This is a genomic window from Micrococcus sp. Mcc28 (assembly GCF_024519775.1).
Taxonomy (GTDB): Bacteria; Actinomycetota; Actinomycetes; order Actinomycetales; family Micrococcaceae; genus Micrococcus; species Micrococcus luteus.
Genome location: NZ_JALJRH010000006.1, coordinates 68,187 through 82,386 on the forward strand (window position 1 = coordinate 68,187; position 14,200 = coordinate 82,386).

Here is a 14,200-nt window from a genome sequence, read left to right on the forward strand (position 1 = left end):
CGGCACCCCAGGAGGCATCATGCCCGCACCGACCCTCACCGATCTGCTCGAGGCCGGCGTCGCCGGCCGCACCGTGCTCATCCGGTCCGACCTGAACGTCCCGCTGGACGGGGACACCGTCACCGACGACGGCCGCATCCGGGCCTCGCTGCCCGCGATCCGGGACCTGGCCGAGGCCGGTGCGCGCGTGATCGTCATGGCCCACCTGGGCCGCCCCAAGGGTGAGCCGGACCCCGCGTACTCCCTCCGTCCGGTCGCCGCGCGCATGGCCGAGCTGCTGGGCGCCGACGTCGCCCTGGCCGCGGACGTGACCGGGGACGACGCGCGCGCGAAGGCCGCCGCCCTGCAGGACGGCCAGGTGCTGTTGCTGGAGAACGTGCGCTTCGACGCCCGCGAGACCTCCAAGGACGATGCCGAGCGCGCCGCGCTGGCCGGCGAGATGGCGGCGCTGGCCGGCGACGACGGCGCCTACGTGGGCGACGCCTTCGGCGCGGTCCACCGCAAGCACGCCTCCGTGTTCGACGTCGCGGCACAGCTGCCGGCCCACCAGGGCCCGCTGGTCGCCGCCGAGCTCGAGGTGCTCACCCGTCTGACCGAGTCCCCGGAGCGGCCTTACGTCGTCGTGCTGGGCGGGTCGAAGGTCTCGGACAAGCTGGCCGTGATCGACAACCTGCTGGACAAGGCCGACACGCTGCTGATCGGCGGCGGCATGCTCTTCACGTTCCTCAAGGCGCAGGGCCACGAGGTGGGCGCCTCCCTGCTCGAGGAGGACCAGCTCGACACCGTCCGCGAGTACCTGCGCCGCTCCGAGGCCGGGGCCGCCCGCATCGTGCTCCCCACGGACATCGTCATGGCCTCCGGCTTCGCGGCCGACGCCGAGCACGAGGTCCTGGCCGTGGACGCCCTCACCTCGGGCGCGCACGGCGCGTCCGCCATGGGCTTGGACATCGGCCCCGAGACGGCCCGGGCGTTCGCGGAGCAGATCCGCGGCGCCCAGACCGTGTTCTGGAACGGCCCCATGGGCGTGTTCGAGTTCCCGGCCTTCGCGGAGGGCACCCGGGCGGTGGCCCGGGCCCTCACCGAGGCCTCCGCGGCCGGCGGCCTGTCGGTGGTCGGCGGCGGCGACTCCGCGGCGGCCGTGCGCACGCTCGGCTTCGCCGACGACGCGTTCGGCCACATCTCCACCGGCGGCGGCGCCTCCCTCGAATACCTCGAGGGCAAGGAGCTCCCGGGCGTCACCGCCCTGGCCGGCGAGGGGCGGGCGTGAGCATGGCGGAGCAGACCACACGCGTGCCGCTGATCGCGGGCAACTGGAAGATGAACCTGGACCACCTCGAGGCCGTCACCCTGGTGCAGCGCCTCACGTGGCTCCTCACGGACGCGGACCATGACCAGGAGGCCGTGGAGGTCGCGGTGTTCCCGCCCTTCACGGGCCTGCGGGCCGTGCAGACGCTCGTCACCGGCGACCGCCTGGACCTCGCCTACGGCGCGCAGGACCTCTCGCCCGAGGACGCCGGCGCCTACACGGGCGACGTCTCCGGCGCGTTCCTGGCCGCGCTGGGGTGCCGCTACGCGATCGTGGGCCACTCCGAGCGTCGCACCCTCCACGGGGAGGACGACGCGCTCGTCGCGCGCAAGGCCGCCGCGGCCCTGCGCCACGGCCTCACCCCGGTGATCTGCGTGGGCGAGGGCCTGGAGGTGCGCCAGGCCGGCCGGCACGTCGAGCACACGCTCGCCCAGCTGGAGGGCTCGATCGCGGGCCTGTCGGCGCAGGACGTGGCCGGCGTCGTCGTCGCCTACGAGCCCGTGTGGGCGATCGGCACGGGCGAGGTCGCCGGCCCCGAGGACGCGCAGCAGATGTGCGCGGCCCTGCGCGCCCGCGTGGCCGCACTGCACGGCGACGACGTCGCCGCCGGACTGCGGATCCTCTACGGCGGCTCCGTGAAGTCCTCCAGCGCGCCGGCGCTGCTGGCGCAGCCAGACGTGGACGGCGCCCTCGTGGGCGGCGCCAGCCTCGACGCGGACGAGTTTGCTAAGATCGTCCGGTTCGACCAGGCCTGATCCGTCCGGCCCGACCGACCGCATTCTCCGTGACGGCCCCGGCGCGCGCCGGGGCCGCACCTCGACCCGAGGAGCCCTCCCGTGGACGTCCTGACCCTGGCCCTGCAGATCCTCGTGGTCGTGCTCAGCGTGGTCATCGTGCTGCTCATCCTGCTGCACAAGGGCCGCGGCGGCGGCGTCTCGGACATGTTCGGCGGCGGCGTGACCAGCTCGATGAGCTCCTCGGGCTCCGCCCAGCGTCTGCTCACCCGCCTGACCGTCGGCTCCGTGGTCGCCTGGGGTGTCGTGATCGCCCTGCTCGGCGTCCTGCCGCGTCTGACCATGGAGTCCTGAGGCCGCCCCGCCGGGCCCCGACGCGAACGCCCCGCACGGAAGATCCGTGCGGGGCGTTCGCGCGTCCCGGACCGGTGGGGCGCCGGGGGCCCCTCAGCGTTCGGAGGCCTGCACGGGGGAGAGGTCCGTGCGCGGCAGGCCCTGGTGGAGCACGGCGCCGAAGACCTCGTCCGGGTCCAGGCGGCGCAGCTCCTCGGCCAGGCAGTCCTGGATCGTCCGGCGTGGCAGGGAGATGCGCTGCACCGGCCGGCCCTGCTGATAGAGCCGGGCCACCTGCGACTGCGAGCGGGAGAGCACCACGTCCCCGTCCGTGCACCGCAGGCGCACCGCACGGATCCCGTGGCCGACCTTCGAGTGCGCGATCGTCACGGGCACCTTCAGGGTCAGGGTGAGCCACGCCGCGAGCAGCATGGTGCTGGGGGAGTCCGGCGCCCCGTCCACCGTCACCGAGCGCAGGGTGGCCACGTCGAGCGTGTCGAAGATCCCGGCCACCTGGATCCGCCACAGCGTCAGGCGCGTCCAGGCCAGGTCGGTGTCCCCCTCATGGTGGCCCGCGCGCAGAGCCCACAGGGCGGGCTCGGCCGCGGACGCCGAGGCCGTGTCCGTGATCCGGCGGTGGGCCAGGCGACCGAGCGCCGTCGCCGAGGGGACCCCGGGTGGCACCCCGGGCCACCACACGACGATGGGCGCATCGGGCAGGAGCAGCCCGGAGACGAGCGACTCGTCGGCGTGGGCGTTCTCCCCGGCGCACCACAGCACCACGACGTCGGAGGCGCCGGCGTCGCCCCCGACCCGGATCTCGGCGTCCAGGCGGGTGGGGGCCGCGGGGTCGCCCAGGGCCAGGACGACGATGCGGCACGGGTGTTCGAGCGAGGCCGCGTTGGCGGCCTGGACGGCGGACTCGATGCCGGCGTCGTCCGTGCTGATCACGAGCGTGAGGACGCGGCCGAGGGCCACGACCCCGCTCTTCTCGCGCAGCTGCGTGATGCGCTTGGCCACCTGGGAGGTGGTGGTGTCGTGCATGCGGATCTTCACGGGCGCCTCCAGCTTCGTCCGTCGCGGGCCATGAGGGCGTCGGCCGAGGGCGGTCCCCACGTGCCCGGGGCGTAGGGCTCGGGCTGGGTGCCCAGGCTCGCCCAGTGCTCCTCGAACGGGTCCACGATCCGCCAGGACAGCTCCACCTCGGCCTGGCGCGGGAACAGCGGCGGCTCCCCGAGGAGCACGTCGAGGATGAGACGCTCGTACGCCTCGGGGGAGTCCTCGGTGAAGGCGTGGCCGTAGCCGAAGTCCATCGTGACGTCGCGGATCTCGGTCTGCGTGCCGGGCACCTTGGACGCGAAGCGGATGGTGACGCCCTCGTCCGGCTGCACCCGGATGACGATGATGTTCTGCCCGAACTCGTCCCCGTCGTGGACGGGGAACAGCAGGTGCGGGGGCTTCTTGAAGACGACGGCGATCTCCGTCACCCGCCGGCCGAGGCGTTTGCCGGCCCGCAGGTAGAACGGCACGCCCTGCCAGCGCCGCGTGCGGATGCCCACCTTGAGCGCGGCGTACGTCTCCGTGACGGACGCCGGGTTGAAGCCCTCCTCGTCGAGGAATCCCGTGACCCGCTCGCCGCCCTGCCAGCCGGAGGTGTACTGGCCGCGGGCGGAGGCCGCCGCGAGTCCCTCGGGCGTGTCCGGGACGGTCACGGCCTCGAGGACCTTCTCCTTCTCCGCGCGCAGATGGTCCGCGTCGAACGAGATCGGCTCCTCCATCGCGGTGAACGCGAGCAGCTGCAGGAGGTGGTTCTGGATGACGTCGCGCGCCGCGCCCACGCCGTCGTAGTAGCTCGCCCGTCCACCGATGCCGATGTCCTCGGCCATCGTGATCTGGACGTGGTCCACGTGCTCCGCGTTCCAGAGCGGCTCGAACATCCGGTTGGCGAACCGGAACGCGAGGATGTTCTGCACCGTCTCCTTGCCGAGGTAGTGGTCGATGCGGAACACCGCGTCCGAGGGGAAGACGCGCTCGATCACAGCATTGAGCTCCTGCGCGCTGGCCAGGTCGTGGCCGAAGGGCTTCTCGATGACCACGCGGCGCCACGGGCCCTCGGCCGGCTGCGACCGGTCGGCCAGGCCCTGGTCGGCCAGGTGGCGGGAGACGGCCTCGAACCAGTCCGGCGGGATGGAGAGGTAGAACGCGGTGTTCCCCCGCGTGCCGCGTGAGGTCTCGAGCTCGGCGAGCACCTCGTCGAGACGGACGTAGGCAGCCTCGTCGTCGAACGCGCCGGAGACGAAGCGCAGACCGCCCTGGAACTGGTCCCACACGGTCTCGTCGAACGTGGTCCGGGAGGAGGCCTCGACGGCGGCGCGCACGTAGTCGGCGAACTCCTCGTCGGACCAGCTGCGGCGACCGAAGCCGACGAGGGAGAACGCCGGCGGCAGCAGGCCGCGTTGGGCCAGGTCGTACATGGCCGGCAGGAGCTTCTTCTTCGCCAGGTCGCCCGTCACGCCGAACAGCACGAGCGCCGACGGGCCCGCGATGCGGGTCAGGCGCCGGTCACGGGGGTCGCGCAGCGGGTTGCGGGGGGCGGTCCGGGACTCACCGGCCACGGACGGCGCTCCTCAGGGCCTCGATGCCCGCGTCGCGGCGGCGCAGGTGCAGGGTGACCACGGGGCGGCCGAGATCGCCCAGCACCCGGGCGTCGCCCGCTGCCTGCGCGGCGATGAGCCTGCCCAGGGAGAACGGGCGGCCGGGCACCTCGAGGTCCAGGCCGGCGTCGCCGGTGATCTGCAGGAACACGCCGACGGCCGGGCCGCCCTTGTGGAACTGTCCGGTGGAGTGCAGGAACCGCGGACCCCAGCCGAACGTGACCGGGCGGCCGACCAGGTCCGCCAGGTCCGCGCGCAGCTCCTCGAGCTCGGCGTCGTCATGACGGGAGAGGTAGGCGTGGACCGCCAGGTAGCCGCCCTCGGGCACCAGTGCCGCCGTGGCGCGCAGCACGCCGGCCAGGTCCGGGGCAGAGGTCACGGACGCCGGGCCGGAGACCTCGACACCCTCCACCTCGCCGTCGGCCGGCCGCTCGGCGGCGGGGCCGTCCAGCAGGGTGCGGGCGGCGGCCTTGGCGGCCTCCACGTCCGGCTGGTCGAAGGGGTTGATCCCGAGCAGGCGGCCGGCCACCGCGGTGGCCACCTCCCACAGCAGCAGCTGGGCGCCGAGCGAGCCGGCGACCTGCACGCCGTGGCCCGGGGCCGCGACGTCGTCCTCGCCGACGAGCTGCACCTGCAGCAGGTCGGGGGCGTCCCACACGGTCTCGGGGTCGCCGGGGGCGACGACGACGGGCAGCAGCCCGGTGCCGTCCTTGCCCGTGGACTCGGCGATCAGCTGCTCGATCCAGGCCGGCAGTCCGGCGATGCCGGACCCGTGGTCGGCGAAGACGAGCTTGTCGCGCAGCGGGCGGGTGCCGCCCAGGGCCGCGCCGAGCTGCAGGCCCGGGTTGTCCTCGTCGTCGGCGATCAGCAGGTCGAGCACGGCCTCCGCGTCGTCCAGCAGGGCCGCGACGTCCACGCCGGCCAGGCCGGTGGGGACCAGGCCGAACGCGGTGAGGGCCGAGAAACGCCCGCCCACGGTCGGGTCCGCGGTGAAGACGGCGCGCCAGCCGGCGGACTCGCACGCGGCGTGCAGCGGTGAGCCCGGGTCCGTGACGGCGACCAGGCGGGTGCGGGGGTCGATCCCAGCGTCGCGGAACGCGGCCTCGACGACGCGGCGCTGCGAGTCGGTCTCCACGGTGGAGCCGGACTTGGAGGAGACCACCAGCACGGTTCGCTCGAGGTCGCGCTCGAGGGCGCGGGAGACCTGGAGCGGGTCCGTGGAGTCCAGGACCTCGAGCTCGACGCCGGCCGTCGCCGCGATCACCTCGGGGGCCAGGGACGAGCCGCCCATGCCCGCCAGGACCACGCGGTCCACGCCCTCGGCGCGCAGCTCCCGGGTCAGCTGGGCGATGTGCGGGACGAGGGCGCGGGAGTCCTCGAACAGGTCGATCCAGCCGAGCCGCTTGGCGGCCTCGTCGCGGGCCGGCGCCCCCCACAGGTCGGCGTCCTGCGCCCCGAGGCGGGAGGCGACGCGGTCCTGGAGGAGGGCGGGCAGATGGCGGTCGATCGCCTCGAGGGCGGCTCCGGTGGCGGTGAGGCCGAGGGTGCTCATGGGGGGTCCTTCCGTGCGCGTGGCGAGCGGGCGGCGGGGTCGGGGGGCGGGTGCGGTCAGCGATGGGCGTCGAGCCCGGAGCGGACCGAGCCGAGCAGCTCGTCCCACGCGGCCTCGAACTTCTCCAGGCCCTCAGTCTCCAGCACGTCCACGACGTCCTGGTAGGACACGCCTGCCGCGCCGACCGCGTCGAGCAGGGCATCGGCCTCGGCGTAGGCGCCCGTGACGGTGTCCGCCGCAATCACCCCGTGGTCGGCGACCGCCTCGAGGGTCTTCTCCGGCAGGGTGGTCACGGTGTGCGGTGCCACGAGTTCGGTGACGTACAGCGTGTCCGGCAGGGCGGGGTCCTTGACGCCGGTGGAGGCCCACAGGGGCCGCTGCACGGGGGCGCCGGCCGCCTCGAGCAGGCGCCAGCGCTCCGAGTCCAGGGCCTGCTCGAAGGCTCGGTAGGCCAGGCGCGCGTTGGCGACGGCGGCCCGGCCGGTCAGCGCCTCGGCCTCGGGGGTGCCGATCGCGCGCAGCCGCGCGTCGACCTCCGTGTCCACACGGGAGACGAAGAAGGAGGCCACCGAGTGGAGGCGGCGGACGTCGTGCCCGTTCGCCCGGGCCTTCTCCAGGCCGGTGAGCCAGGCGTTGAGCACCCGGCGGTAGCGGGGCAGGGAGAAGATCAGGGTCACGTTCACGCTGATGCCCGCGCCGAGCACGTCCGCGATGGCGGACAGGCCCTCCACGGTCGCGGGGATCTTCACCATGAGGTTGGGACGGTCGACGGCCGCCGCCAGCTCGCGGGCCTGCGCCACGGTGCCGGCGGCGTCGCGGGCCAGGCGCGGATCGACCTCAAGGGAGACGAAGCCGTCCGCCCCGCCGGTGCGCTCGTGGACGGGCGCGAGCACGTCGGCGGCGCGGCGCACGTCCTCGGTCGTCAGGGCGACGACGGCCTCGTCCACCGAGGCGCCGGCCGCGGCGAGTTCGCGCAGCTGTCCCTGGTAGGCGCCCGCGTCCGCGAGGGCGACCGCGAAGATGGACGGGTTCGTGGTGACGCCGGTGACCGAGCGGGTGGCGATCAGCTCTTCGAGCGTGCCCTCGTCCAGCCGCGTGCGGGAGAGGTCGTCGAGCCAGATCGACACACCGGCCTGGGCCAGCGCGGCGGTGTTCGGGTTCTGCGGGGTGCTCATGGTCTGCGGGTGCCTTCCCTTCGGGGTGGACGTGCTCGGGGCGCCGTGGGCGCCGGGCCTCAGAGGAGGCCGCGGGTCACCTCGGCGACGTGCTCGCCAGTGAATCCGTACTTCTCCATCAGGCGGGCGCCGTCGGCCGACTCGCCGTAGTGCTCGAGGCTCACGCGGGCGCCCGGGGAGGAGGCCGTCACCGTGTGCTCGAACCACGGCATCGCGATGCCGGCCTCGACGGAGACGCGGACCGGGGCGTCGGGGCCGTCGGGCAGGACCTCGGCCCGGTAGGCCTCGTCCTGCTCGGCGAACCACTCGAGGCAGGGGGCGGAGACGACGCGGGTCGGGACGCCGTCGGCCTGCAGCAGCGCGCGGGCCCGCACGGCCACGGAGACCTCGGAGCCGGTCGCGATCAGCAGCGCGCGGGCCGGCGTCGGCGCGCCGTCGGCATCCGTGGCGTCGATGAGGACGTAGGCGCCGCGGGCCACGCCCGAGGCGGGGGCGAAGCCGTCCGTGTCCCGGGGGAGCACGGGCAGGCTCTGCCGGGACAGGACGAGTCCGGCCGGGCGGTCCCGGTGCTCGAGCACCGTCCGCCACGCCCACGCGGTCTCGTTGGCGTCGGCCGGGCGGACGACGTCGAGCCCGGGGATGGCCCGCAGGGCGGCCAGGTGCTCCACCGGCTGGTGCGTGGGGCCGTCCTCGCCGAGGCCGATGGAGTCGTGCGTCCACACGTACGTGCTCGGGGTGCCCATGAGGGCGGCCAGGCGGACGGCGGGGCGCATGTAGTCGGAGAACGTCAGGAACGTGCCCATGTAGGCACGGGTCAGGCCGCCGATCGTGATGCCGTTGACGATCGCCCCGGCCGCGAACTCGCGGACGCCGAAGTGCAGGGTGCGGCCGTACTCGTGGCCCTGCCACGTGGCGGTGGAGCGGCGGGCCGGGATGAAGGAGGGCTCGCCCTTCATGGTGGTGTTGTTCGACCCGGCGAGGTCGGCCGAGCCGCCCCAGAGCTCGGGCATGACCGGCGCGAGGGCCGTGAGCACCTCTCCGGAGGCCGCGCGCGTGGCCAGGCCCTTCTCGTCCGCGTCCCAGGACGGGAACGCGTCCGCGAAGCCAGCGGGCAGCTCTCGTCCGGCCAGTCGGTCGTACAGCCGCGCGTTCTCCGGGTTCGCCTCGCGCCAGGCCTGGAACGCCGCCTCCCAGCCGCGGCGGTACTCTGCCGAGCGCTCGGCGATGGACCGGGCGCGGGCCAGGAGCTCGGGGTCGACGTCGAAGGTCTTGGTCGGGTCCAGCCCGAGGCTCTCCTTGAGGCCGGCGACCTCGTCCGTGCCGAGCTTGGAGCCGTGGATGCCGCCGGTGTTCTGCTTCGTGGGGGAGGGCCAGCCGATCACGGTGCGCAGCTTGATCAGCGAGGGCCGGCCGGTCTCGGCCTTGGCCGCGACGAGGGCGTCGTACAGGGCCTCCACGTCCTCCGTGTACTCGGTCACGGCGTGGCCCTGGGCGCCGTTGGTCCAGTCGACCTCCTGCACGTGCCAGCCGTAGGCCTCGTAGCGGCGGACCACGTCCTCGGTGAACGCGATGTCCGTGTCGTCCTCGATCGAGATGCGGTTCGCGTCGTAGACGACGACCAGGTTCCCGAGCTCCTGGTGCCCGGCCAGCGAGGAGGCCTCGGCGGCGACGCCCTCCTGGATGTCCCCGTCGGAGGCGAGCACGAACACGTGGTGGTCGAACGGGGAGGTGCCGGGGGCGGCGTCGGGGTCCATCAGCCCGCGCACGCGGCGCTGCTCGTACGCGAAGCCGACGCCCATCGCCAGGCCCTGGCCCAGCGGACCCGTGGTCACCTCGACGCCGTGGGTGTGGCCGTACTCCGGGTGGCCCGGGGTCCTGGATCCCTCGGTGCGCAGCCCCTGGATGTCCTCGATCTCGAGCCCGGCGCCCGCGGCGAACAACTGCAGGTACTGGATGAGCGAGGCGTGGCCCGCGGAGAGGATGAAGCGATCCCGGCCCTCCCAGCGGTCGTCCGTGGGGTCCAGGTGCATGACGTTCTGGTACAGCTGCCACGCCACGGGGGCCAGCGAGATCGCGGTGCCGGGGTGGCCGTGCCCGGCCTTCTCCACGGCGTCCGCCGAGAGCGCCTTGAGCGTGTCCACCATCCGGCGGTCCTGCTCCGAGTAGACGAACCCGCGGGCCGGGGCCACCCGGTCCAGGGTCGGGGGGGTGGACGGCTGCGCGGCGTCGGTCACGGGTTCTCTCCTGGCGGATCGGGAGCGTCGGGGTGCGGCCCCGGCCGACGCCGGGGCGTCGCGGCGCGGGGCCGTCGTCCCAGCCTAGCCGCGCGACGGCGGGGCGGGCCCGACCGGGCGCCTCATGACATGCTTCGCCCCCGGGCGAACAGCCGTTGACACGAGTAGACTGGGTCAAGGCCTGACCGCAGGCGGACCGCCCGAGTGGCCGATCCGAACCCCGGGACGGGCACGCCCACCGTCCCCTCACCGTGAGAAGCAGATGTCATCCTCCCTGGAGTCGCCGTCCGCCGCCCGCGTCGCCGCCGCCGAGCCCGGCGTCGTCGACCGGTCCCCGCTGCCCCTGCGCCGCAAGGTCCGGGCGTACGTCGAGCTGACGAAGCCCCGGGTGATCGAGCTGCTGCTGGTGACCACGCTGCCGACCATGATCTTCGCGCAGCGCGGCTTCCCGGACGTGCTCACCATGATCGCCACGCTCGTCGGCGGTGCGCTCGCCGCCGGCGCCTCCGGCACCTTCAACTGCTACATCGACCGCGACATCGACCGGGTCATGAAGCGCACCGAGAACCGGCCGCTCGTCACCGGCGAGGTCACCCCCCGCGAGGCCCTCGTGTTCGCGTGGGTGCAGACGGTCGTGTCCATCCTGATCCTCGGGTTCGGCGCCAACTGGCTGGCGGCCGGCCTGGGCGTGGCCGCCATCTTCTTCTACGTGGTCGTGTACTCGCTCGTGCTCAAGCGCCGCACGGAGCAGAACATCGTGTGGGGCGGCATCGCCGGCTGCTTCCCCGTGCTGATCGGCTGGGCGGCCGTGCGCGAGACCGTCGAGTGGCCGGCCATCGTGCTGTTCCTCGTGGTCTTCCTGTGGACGCCCCCGCACTACTGGCCGCTGTCCATGAAGTACAAGCGCGACTACCAGCAGGCCGACGTGCCGATGCTCGGCGCCATCGCCTCCGCGCGCCACGTCTCCAACCAGGTCGTGCTCTACGCGTGGGCCACCGTGGCGTGCTCCCTCCTGCTCGTGCCGATGGGCTGGGCCGGCATCGTCTACACCGCGGTCGCGCTCGTCGTCGGAGGCTGGTTCATCTGGGAGTCCCACGTGCTGCAGGTGCAGGCCCAGCGCGAGGACTTCGAGGACCGCAAGGCCATGAAGGTCTTCCACCTCTCCATCACCTATCTGACGCTGCTGTTCATCGCCCTGGCCGTGGACCCGTTCGTGGGTGCGCCGCTGATGCACTTCGGCGCCTGACCTCGGGTCCGCCCCGGGCGCTCCCCGGGACGCAGACGACGACGGCCCCGCACCAGCCGGTGCGGGGCCGTTCGCGTGCGCGGGGTGTCAGCCCGCAGCGACGGTGCGCGCGGGCGTGGCGGTCTCGACCGCGGCACCGGGTCCGGCCGTGACGTAGCGGGCGACCTGCCGGTCCCAGGCCTCCGTCGCCGACGCCACGAGCAGTGCCGAGCCGAGCATGTGCAGCAGGACCACACCGATCGGCAGGCCCGTGAAGTGCTGGGTGTAGCCCACGGCGGCCTGGAACACGAGGGCGAGCAGGAGCCGCAGCACGGCGGCGCGCTGCAGGCGGGAGGCGCCGGCCGCGCGGCGCACCGTGAAGAACAGGACCAGGGCGGCCGCCAGGAGCAGGTACACCGGGACCACGTGGGCACGCGTGACCAGCAGCGGGTCGAACTCGTGGCGCGGCGAGCCGGGGTCGCCGGAGTGCGGGCCCGTGCCGGTCACCACGGTGCCCAGGTACACGGCGGCCCACGTCAGCGCGAACGCCGCCCAGGCGGCGGCACGGGACCGGCCGGTGGTGGCGCCGTCCACGAGGGGCACCCCCGCCCGGCCGGCACGGCGCTCGGCGGCGATGCGCACCACGAGCAGGGTCGCCACGGCCACCATGATCGAGGACACGATGAAGTGGCCGGCCACCCACCACGGGTTCAGATTCGTCAGGACCACGACGCCGCCCACGAGGGCCTGCGCGGGAATGCCGGCCAGCAGGCCCACGGAGAGCCAGAAGGGGCTCCGGTGGGTGCCGCGCAGGTTCCACAGGGACAGGAACATGGCGGCGGCGATGACCACCAGGACGAACGTCAGCGTCCGGTTGCCGAATTCGATGTAGCCGTGGATGCCCATCTCCGGGGTGTTGGTGAGGGACTCGGGCGAGCACTTGGGCCACGTGGGGCAGCCCAGGCCGGAGCCGGTGAGGCGCACGGCGCCGCCGGTGACGATGATGCCGATCTCGGACGCCAGTGACGCCACGGCGAGGGCCATGGTGGCCTTCGAGAGGCGCTGCGGCAGACGGGCGGCGAGTCCGGCCGGGGCGGTCCGGGCCGCGGGGGTGGTGGTGGACACGGTGTCCTTCCGATCGTTCGATGCAGGGGGACGGGGAACGGCTCAGGGCCGCCAGCGGAACCAGCGGAGCGCGGCCGCGACGGCCACGGCGCCCCACAGGGTGAGCACGAGCAGGGGGACGGGCGACCAGGCCCCGTCCAGGAGGGCGGCCCGCAGGGCCGTGCCCAGCGCGCCGGAAGGGAGCAGGCCCACGCCGGGGACCCGGGCGGGGAACACCGTGCCGCCGACGGCGCCGAACAGCACCCACAGCAGGTTGGCGACGGCGAGGGTCGCCTCCGGCCGGGCCGTGCCGGCGAGCAGCAGCCCGAGGGCCGTGAAGGCGGCGGCCCCCAGTGCGAGGGCGACCAGGGCCGGCAGGATCCCCTCGGGGTCCGGACGCCACCCGAGCGCCAGGCCGACGCCGCCGATCACGCTCACCTGCACCAGCAGGAGGGCCACCACCGCCAGGGCCTTGCCGGCGACGAGGCCGAGCGTGCCCAGCGGGGTGGTGGCCAGGGCGGCGAGCACGTCGTAGCGACGCTCGAAGCCCGTGGCGATCGCGGTGGCCGTGAACGCGGAGCTGATCACGGCCAAGGCGAGCACGCCGGGCACGGCCACGTCCAGGCCCGATCGGCCCGGGGCGTCGAGCAGGCCGGTGACGTGCACGCCCACGAGCGCGAGCAGGGGCAGCACCACGGTCACGAGCAGCTGCTCGCCGTTGCGCAGCGCGGTGCCGGTCTCGTAGCCGGCCTGACGCAGGACGCGGGCGGCCAGCGGGGCGGCGCCCGCGTGGGCTCCGGTGCCGGCCGGGGCGCGGTGGTCGACGACGGGCGTGCTCATGCGGCGGTCTCCCGGAGGATCTGCTCGAGGCGCAGTCCGGCGCGCTCGAATCGGGTGGGCATCAGGGCGTGCTCCCGCCAGCTCGCCGCGAGGACGGCCAGGTCGTCCGGGCCGCGGACGCCGGCCACGCGCAGGCGGGCGGACTCGCCGAGGCCGGCCGCGCGCAGCGGCGCGGGCAGGGTGTCCGCCCAGGCGCGGACGGCGTCGGGGGAGGCGTCGCCGAAGTCCACGTCGACGACGTCGCCCTCGGCCACGCGCGTGAGCTCGGACAGCGGGCCGGAGCGCACCACGCGGCCGGCGCGCAGGATGGCGACGTCGTCCGCGAGCCGCTCGGCGTCGTCGAGCAGGTGCGTGGTCAGCAGCACGGCGGCGCCGCGGTCGGTCTGTTCCCGCACGACGTCGTGCACGACGGGCCGGGTCTCCGGGTCGAGGCCCGCGGTGGGCTCGTCGAGGAACAGCATGTCCGGCCGGCCGACGAGGGCGGCCGCGAGCGCGACGCGCTGGCGCTGGCCGCCGGAGAGGCGGCGCAGGGGGCGGCCGGCGACCTCGGCGATCAGCAGGCGCTCCAGCAGCGGCTCGACGGGCAGCGGGTCGCGGTACAGGGACGCCACGTGGCCGACGAAGCGGCGGGCGGGGATCGCGGGCGGCAGGCCGCCCTCCTGCCACATCACGCCGATGCGGGCGCGCAGGTCGGCGGAGGCCCGCCACGGGTCTGCGCCGAAGACGCGCACGGTGCCGGCGTCGGGCCGGTCCATGCCGTGGCAGAGGCCGAGGGTGGTGGACTTGCCGGCCCCGTTGGGGCCGAGCAGCACCGTGACGGCGCCGGCACGGGCGGTGAGGTCGACGCCCCGCAGGACGGGGGTGCGGGACCGGCCGCGGCCGAGGCTCCGGTGGACGTCGCTCAGGCGCAGGACGGGCTCGTCGCGCGGCACGGGATCCGGGGTCAGGGGAGGTCGGGGCACTGTGCCAGTCTAGTCCTCGGGCCCTGCGACCCCGGCTCGTGGGGCCGGGGGTGCCCGGGCCTGCGGCGGGTTCCGCCGCGG

At 74.5% G+C, this 14,200-nt stretch carries 12 protein-coding genes; 4 read left to right on the forward strand and 8 right to left on the reverse strand.

All coding sequences use genetic code 11. The features are described 5' to 3' along the window. Window positions 1-19 precede the first annotated feature (19 nt). From pgk to secG, 3 genes are all read left to right on the forward strand, one after another. Window positions 20-1,267: a phosphoglycerate kinase gene (gene pgk / locus NR073_RS04535; RefSeq protein ID WP_049147874.1), complete on the forward strand. Its 1,248-nt coding sequence runs from the start codon at window positions 20-22 to the stop codon at window positions 1,265-1,267. Between the two features lie 2 nt (window positions 1,268-1,269). Then, on the forward strand, window positions 1,270-2,061 hold the full coding sequence (gene tpiA / locus NR073_RS04540; RefSeq protein WP_036315288.1) for a triose-phosphate isomerase: 792 nt from the start codon (window positions 1,270-1,272) through the stop codon (window positions 2,059-2,061). Between the two features lie 81 nt (window positions 2,062-2,142). Further along, the gene (secG, locus tag NR073_RS04545; protein ID WP_036315286.1) at window positions 2,143-2,394 is read left to right on the forward strand and encodes a preprotein translocase subunit SecG; all 252 of its coding nucleotides are present in this window, start codon (window positions 2,143-2,145) and stop codon (window positions 2,392-2,394) included. A 93-nt stretch (window positions 2,395-2,487) separates the two neighbouring features. Here the strand turns inward: secG and NR073_RS04550 are convergent, their stop codons facing one another. From NR073_RS04550 to tkt, 5 genes are read right to left on the reverse strand one after another with little or no spacing between them, the layout of a single operon-like run. Beyond that, window positions 2,488-3,429: a glucose-6-phosphate dehydrogenase assembly protein OpcA gene (locus NR073_RS04550; RefSeq protein ID WP_036315284.1), complete on the reverse strand. Its 942-nt coding sequence runs from the start codon at window positions 3,427-3,429 to the stop codon at window positions 2,488-2,490. Then, window positions 3,426-4,988: a glucose-6-phosphate dehydrogenase gene (gene zwf, locus NR073_RS04555; RefSeq protein WP_036315281.1), complete on the reverse strand. Its 1,563-nt coding sequence runs from the start codon at window positions 4,986-4,988 to the stop codon at window positions 3,426-3,428. Before zwf ends, NR073_RS04550 begins: the two co-directional genes overlap by 4 nt. After that, window positions 4,978-6,579 (reverse strand): glucose-6-phosphate isomerase, encoded by a 1,602-nt coding sequence (locus NR073_RS04560; RefSeq protein WP_036315278.1) that lies wholly within the window; start codon window positions 6,577-6,579, stop codon window positions 4,978-4,980. The genes zwf and NR073_RS04560 overlap by 11 nt, the downstream gene beginning before the upstream one ends. 56 nt (window positions 6,580-6,635) lie before the next feature. Beyond that, window positions 6,636-7,754 (reverse strand): transaldolase, encoded by a 1,119-nt coding sequence (gene tal, locus NR073_RS04565; RefSeq protein ID WP_036338557.1) that lies wholly within the window; start codon window positions 7,752-7,754, stop codon window positions 6,636-6,638. A 59-nt stretch (window positions 7,755-7,813) separates the two neighbouring features. Further along, on the reverse strand, window positions 7,814-9,988 hold the full coding sequence (tkt, locus tag NR073_RS04570) for a transketolase (RefSeq protein WP_095353369.1): 2,175 nt from the start codon (window positions 9,986-9,988) through the stop codon (window positions 7,814-7,816). A gap of 262 nt (window positions 9,989-10,250) precedes the next feature. Between tkt and NR073_RS04575 the strand changes: the two genes are divergently transcribed. After that, window positions 10,251-11,234 carry a heme o synthase gene (locus NR073_RS04575; protein ID WP_049147876.1) on the forward strand — a complete coding sequence of 328 codons (984 nt, stop codon included), beginning with the start codon at window positions 10,251-10,253 and terminating at the stop codon, window positions 11,232-11,234. An 87-nt stretch (window positions 11,235-11,321) separates the two neighbouring features. On the opposite strand, the gene NR073_RS04580 is transcribed toward NR073_RS04575, so the two are convergent. From NR073_RS04580 to NR073_RS04590, 3 genes are read right to left on the reverse strand one after another with little or no spacing between them, the layout of a single operon-like run. After that, window positions 11,322-12,338, reverse strand: a complete 1,017-nt coding sequence (locus tag NR073_RS04580) for a heme A synthase (protein ID WP_049147877.1) — start codon at window positions 12,336-12,338, stop codon at window positions 11,322-11,324. 42 nt (window positions 12,339-12,380) lie between these two features. Then, window positions 12,381-13,157: an ABC transporter permease gene (locus NR073_RS04585; RefSeq protein ID WP_134377164.1), complete on the reverse strand. Its 777-nt coding sequence runs from the start codon at window positions 13,155-13,157 to the stop codon at window positions 12,381-12,383. Next, the gene (locus NR073_RS04590; protein ID WP_230277980.1) at window positions 13,154-14,119 is read right to left on the reverse strand and encodes an ABC transporter ATP-binding protein; all 966 of its coding nucleotides are present in this window, start codon (window positions 14,117-14,119) and stop codon (window positions 13,154-13,156) included. Before NR073_RS04590 ends, NR073_RS04585 begins: the two co-directional genes overlap by 4 nt. Window positions 14,120-14,200: the final 81 nt, after the last annotated feature.

Coding starts and splice junctions, on each gene's coding strand:
- pgk (WP_049147874.1), top strand. CDS start 20: ATGCCCGCACCGACCCTCACCGATCTGCTCGAGGCCGGCGTCGCCGGC.
- tpiA (WP_036315288.1), top strand. CDS start 1,270: ATGGCGGAGCAGACCACACGCGTGCCGCTGATCGCGGGCAACTGGAAG.
- NR073_RS04560 (WP_036315278.1), bottom strand. CDS start 6,579: ATGAGCACCCTCGGCCTCACCGCCACCGGAGCCGCCCTCGAGGCGATC.
- tal (WP_036338557.1), bottom strand. CDS start 7,754: ATGAGCACCCCGCAGAACCCGAACACCGCCGCGCTGGCCCAGGCCGGT.
- NR073_RS04575 (WP_049147876.1), top strand. CDS start 10,251: ATGTCATCCTCCCTGGAGTCGCCGTCCGCCGCCCGCGTCGCCGCCGCC.
- NR073_RS04585 (WP_134377164.1), bottom strand. CDS start 13,157: ATGAGCACGCCCGTCGTCGACCACCGCGCCCCGGCCGGCACCGGAGCC.